Source organism: Edaphobacter sp. (assembly GCF_035532915.1).
In the GTDB taxonomy this organism is placed as follows: Bacteria; Acidobacteriota; Terriglobia; order Terriglobales; family Acidobacteriaceae; genus Edaphobacter.
In genome coordinates this window covers 1-4,824 of sequence record NZ_DATKQC010000413.1, presented here as the reverse complement: position 1 = coordinate 4,824, position 4,824 = coordinate 1, and the positions used below count along the sequence as shown (strand labels likewise).

4 protein-coding genes are annotated in these 4,824 nt (G+C 58.3%); all 4 read right to left on the bottom strand.

Going from position 1 to position 4,824, the window contains the following annotated elements; translation table 11 throughout:
• Positions 1-174 precede the first annotated feature (174 nt).
• The 4 genes from VMU57_RS19235 to VMU57_RS19220 all read right to left on the bottom strand — a co-directional run bounded on the left by VMU57_RS19235 (position 175) and on the right by VMU57_RS19220 (position 3,981).
• Positions 175-735, bottom strand: coding sequence for a DUF2165 domain-containing protein (locus VMU57_RS19235; RefSeq protein ID WP_325386376.1), 561 nt, complete (start codon positions 733-735; stop codon positions 175-177).
• 569 nt (positions 736-1,304) lie between these two features.
• Positions 1,305-2,444 carry a tyrosine-type recombinase/integrase gene (locus VMU57_RS19230; protein ID WP_325386375.1) on the bottom strand — a complete coding sequence of 380 codons (1,140 nt, stop codon included), beginning with the start codon at positions 2,442-2,444 and terminating at the stop codon, positions 1,305-1,307.
• Positions 2,441-3,475, bottom strand: a complete 1,035-nt coding sequence (locus VMU57_RS19225) for a tyrosine-type recombinase/integrase (RefSeq protein WP_325386374.1) — start codon at positions 3,473-3,475, stop codon at positions 2,441-2,443. Before VMU57_RS19225 ends, VMU57_RS19230 begins: the two co-directional genes overlap by 4 nt.
• On the bottom strand, positions 3,472-3,981 hold the full coding sequence (locus VMU57_RS19220; RefSeq protein WP_325386373.1) for a hypothetical protein: 510 nt from the start codon (positions 3,979-3,981) through the stop codon (positions 3,472-3,474). Before VMU57_RS19220 ends, VMU57_RS19225 begins: the two co-directional genes overlap by 4 nt.
• Between the last annotated feature and the right edge of the window lie 843 nt (positions 3,982-4,824).

Here is a 4,824-nt window from a genome sequence, read left to right as displayed (position 1 = left end):
CGGATTATGGAAGAGTTGCCCGTGATCCGCCCGGAATCGGCTGAAAGCGACATGTGAGCAACTTCCCAGAACGGGACTTCTTGACCGCGTCGGTCCACTTCAGTGGTTTGCGCGTTATTCAGCCAAGTGGCAAGAAGCGCCGTTTCAAAAAGGGTAAGTTTTGAACAGGGACAGCTACTCCTGCGACGGGATGTGACAGAGCAGGACGCCGAACAGGGCGAGCACCGAGTTGCGGAAGGCGGGCTCGTTGCCGTTCCATGCGACCGATCGCCACATCTCGAACCACTCGCCGCCGACGGTCAGGAAGCCGCCCATGAACAGGATGATGATCATCAGCAGGCCGATGGTGGACATTCGCCTGGCATGGTCGAACGTACGTGTCCTTCGCGCCGCCAGCCACAGATAAACCGCCCAGAGCAGGATGATCGAGGCGAGGGACTCCCAGAAGATCACGCCAATGTAGGCGATGTTTTGAATGGCCGGATTGGTGATCGCCCGCCACAAGACATTTTTGTCGAGGCCAACACCAGGTTGACCGCCAAAGTTCGTGGTGTCCATCGACAGCACGTGCTCGACGAAGTTGAAATTCGTTGGGTAGTCGGTGATGTTGCCGATCGCGACCAGCAGGATGTAGAGTGCGTTGATCGCAACGACGACTGTGCACGCCATGGGCAGGGTGCCCAATACCCAGATGCCGCCACGCTGCCGTGCCGGGGATGTGTCAAGGTTGGCCATAAGTAGGTATCATATAACCGAAACGAAATGAGTCGGGGATTGAATGGGAGTCCCTAGCCTACTTCCTGCCGGTCATCGAAGAACTGAAACTCCAACCCCTCCCCGACGGCTACCTCGACTACCTTAGGCTGAAGCTTCGCAGTCTGTCGGCCTGATGCTCAGAAAAATACGTTTTCTGATGACCGCTAACACCTGCGGCACCAAGGATAGCTGGCGAGAACAGCCCATCGCACCAGCAATTTGATGCGGTCCAGATACGGGGTTGTGGGAAGCGAGAGGCGGAATCCTGAGCGGATTGTCGGCAAACAAGAAGTAATTCGGTTCCTTCCGGTTTCCCCGTCAGGCAAGTCGCGCCAGCCTGAAGGGCGAGTGATGGGCAACTCTTCCGTAATCGCATAAGGGTAAGGGTTGCCCGTCAGGAATGTTCACAGCTCAGACTTGCGGAATATTGTCTATTCTCGTGCCCACGAAGCTTCGCAAGCCCTACGCGCTTGCGACGGGTTGCCCTATGGAGGATTGCGGCTCATTTGTGCCAAAGACTATTCGTATCTTAACCGGCCAATTCGTCCTCATTTTAGCTCTGTTTTGAGGGTCTGCAGTTGGGAAAGGACTTTGAGAAGGCGCTTGTCGAGGCGCAGCAATCGGCGGCAGGTTTTCTCATCACCGCGTTGGCGGCGGTACATTTCCAGGAGGTGACGAGTGGCCGCCAGTGCCTGGCAGATGCCGGAGAGGCTGGCGCCCGGCATGTCTTTGGGAAGCGCGAGTGTGGGGACATGATGCAGATGCGGTGCATTCTGACGAGCCTGGTGGAATTCGCGCTGTAAATCCTCCTGCGTGACTTCCGCGTAGCCCAAAGTCATCTGGATGTTCCGATGCCCGAGCAGTTTCATCAGGGCTGGAAGGCTAACGCCGAGCCGCAGCATTTCTGTGGCAAAGCTGTGTCTCAAGCGGTGAGGTACGACATGGCTAACGCAACCGGCGCGCTGGGCAGCCTGGGCCAACACCAATCGGAGAATCCTCAGCATCCCACGGTGCCGAGCATCGTGATGTGGCAGCAGGAAGTCATCTGAGCCTGCGAATTGCGGAGATGAAGTGCGTAGGGTGAGGATCCGCTCCACGATCTTCCGCACCTCGGGATCAACTGGAACCAAGCGTTCCGTGTGCAGTTTGCCGAGGGGGACATGGAGTGCCCACTGTTCACTTCCCACCTGCCGCAGGCAGTCCAGCGGCAGGTGGACGCATTCACCGACGCGCATCCCCGTCGCGCGGATCAGCAAGAGTGCGTTCGCGTAGAGATCATCGATTCGGCGCAGTTCCTGCTGCAAGATTTGATCCTCCTGTGGGGAAAGGGGCCTGGGCAGATAGTGGGGTTTCGGCGGGAAGTCTTCTCCGCGAATGAGGTCGGGCAGGGCCTGGCCGTTGTCGGCGAGGGCGTCGAGTACATGGTGAACGCCAACAAGATAAGTGGTGTGAGTGGAGTTGCTGAGGGGTGGTTGATGTCCCGCGAGCCAACGGAACCAGCCGAGCAGGTGAGGATCCCGGCGCAGTTGCGACGACTGGCGAAGCTGCGGGAAGGCGACGCGGAGATAGGAGAGGAAGGAGCGCGCGCCACATCGATACGTGCGTACCGTGTTGGGCCGAAGGGTGAGAGCGAGCGTGTGGATCTGTGTTTCAAAGATTTCTGCGAGACTGGTTTTACGGCGAGTCATGAGAGGTGCGAAGAGTCCAAGGTCTTCCGTTTCTCGATGGCGCGGGCATATTCGCGCCAGACGTCCTGCGGCGCGAGTTCCACGTACAGCATGGTCGTGGAGATCTGAGAGTGCCCCATCAGGCGTTGTAAGGCGGGCAGGGATATGCCGGCACGCACCATATCGCTCCCGAATGTGTGCCTACAGCGGTGCGGATTGGCGTGAGGAACTTGACTGCGCACTCGATGGTGGCGGAACAGAGAACGCAGCCCCGGCGCAGTCATGGGCTGGCCGCGTCGGCGGCCTTTCAAGCAGACGAACAAAGCGGGCGTGTTGATCAGCGGACGCTCCAGGCGCAGATAGTGTTCGAGGACTTCGAGGATGTCCGGGTGCAGTGGCAGAGAGCGCTCCTTGTTTCCTTTACCGTGGACGCGCATCTGCCCCTCGGCAAGTTGCACGTCTTCGAGTTCCAGGGCCAAGACCTCACAAGAACGCAGGCCGTCGAGGAGCATCAAACCGACCAAGATCAGATCCCGGTAGGTGCGGAAGCTTTGCCAGAATTTGCCAACTTCTTCAGCCGAGAGCGGCACGATGACTCGCCGATCTTGTTTGAGGCGAAGTCTCCGAGAGACGGCGGTGCGGGGGCGGCCGTAGCCCAGTGAGGATTTTCGGGTATAGCGGCGCTGGAAGTGCGTTTGGCCGGCAGGAATTTCTTGTCCGGTATGGAAGCGATAGCAACAGCGCACGGTCCCCAAGCGATGATTCACGGTCCGCGGAGTTGGCTGGGGATCTTGTTCGAGTTGATGACGAACATAGTCGACGAGCGTGGACTCCGTGATTCGGGCGAGCGGCTGATGTCGCGGTGCGAACCAGCGCGCAAAATTAAGCAGGTCGTAGGAGTAAATGCGCAACGAACGGAGAGAAAGTTGGCGGAGGCGCTGACCGTCGAGGAAGGCATTCGCCCACTCGACCTCTCCTCCGTCTTCATTGCATACACGATAGGGAGAGGTGCTGGCGGGCAGGGTGGGCTGATAGATAACAGAGAGTTTCATGCACGCCCCCAGCCGCACTTTTCCAGCAACTGCTTGATACTCTCCAGATCCGCAGCCGCGTTGCGCAGTGCGTTTTTGCGAAGTCGCGGAGGAGAGGCGCTCGAACGCAAAACCTGACCGGGTGGTGGTGGAGAAGATTCACGCGGTTTCCTGGGAGAGCAGGCGGGCAGGTCCAGCACTTGGTAGATACCACGTTCATAGGCGATCAGATCTCTCGCCATCAGCTCCTTGCGGGCACCATCCAGTTCGTGAGGAAAACGAATATCCATCAATTCCGACAGACGGGCGTCAGAGTAGAAGCTCACTCCATCTTGATTCGAGACGGCTACCAGCACGAAGTACAGCAGCTTTTCCAGGCGAGTGAGGCCTTCGTCGAATCCCTCACGCAGGAAGCGATGATCGATCCAGCTGAAGGAACCGCGAATGGAACGTCGGCGATCGGGTCGGGGCGGTTGGGGGCGAGATTTCCGCATTTCAGTTCCTCCCGTTTTCACGCTATGCATCAACGAACTGCCCTCGTCGGCCGCAAACGATGCAGCGAAGCCAACCGGAGAACGATGGCGAAGGACTTTCCAAGCAACTGGGCCAGCGAAAGGCAACCGCCAAGGGCATCCTGTGGCTGGCCGCGGAAGAAAGGGAAGATTGATCCGTCACACTTTTTTGTGTGATCAGGCGGCGCCGGCGAAGGGCCCGCTGACGGTCTCGATGATCGAGTCGTCCTTCGGCACTTTGCTGGTGACGCCGGTTCGCTAGGCGCCGTTTTTGGCGATAGCCCTGATAACGACAGGACGTGCTGCAGTAGCAGTGCCCGCGGTCACAATGACGACAAATCCAGAAGAGGATGCCGCAGGTGCGGCAAATCCGCGGACGTAAAACGACTTCGCAGCTGGTGGCCGTCGCCATCCCGCTTCGCAGGCGAGACTGGACAACGGCAACCGATCATGGCAGGGTGGAACTGGTTAAACTTGGTTCACCCCGATGAGGGTTGACCGTTCCGGACCTCGGTCGTTCTAAGCGAACCGAGGTCCGCACTTCTTCCCACCTGGAGCCGCTACCTTACGCAACTTGTGACGGCGAACGCAGGAGAATCTTGTCTGCAGCAAGAAAAACATGAACGAGCCTGCGGAAGGAAAAAAGGAAGCAAAAGGGAAAGACTACCAACTCTCAAATCGGCAAGCAGAAGAAGATCCCACTAAAAATATTGGCCGGTTATTCGTACCTCAGCGCCTCCATAGGATCCACTTTCATCGCCCGCCGCGCCGGCAGATAACACGCCAAAATCGCAACAAGTGTCAACAACAACGCCACGCCTGCAAACGTCCGCGGATCGTGCGCGCTCACCCCGAAAA

Bases quoted from the DNA above. Each gene is read 5' to 3' on its own strand.
- VMU57_RS19230 (WP_325386375.1), bottom strand. From the start codon at position 2,444: ATGACTCGCCGTAAAACCAGTCTCGCAGAAATCTTTGAAACACAGATC.
- VMU57_RS19235 (WP_325386376.1), bottom strand. From the start codon at position 735: ATGGCCAACCTTGACACATCCCCGGCACGGCAGCGTGGCGGCATCTGG.
- VMU57_RS19225 (WP_325386374.1), bottom strand. From the start codon at position 3,475: ATGAAACTCTCTGTTATCTATCAGCCCACCCTGCCCGCCAGCACCTCT.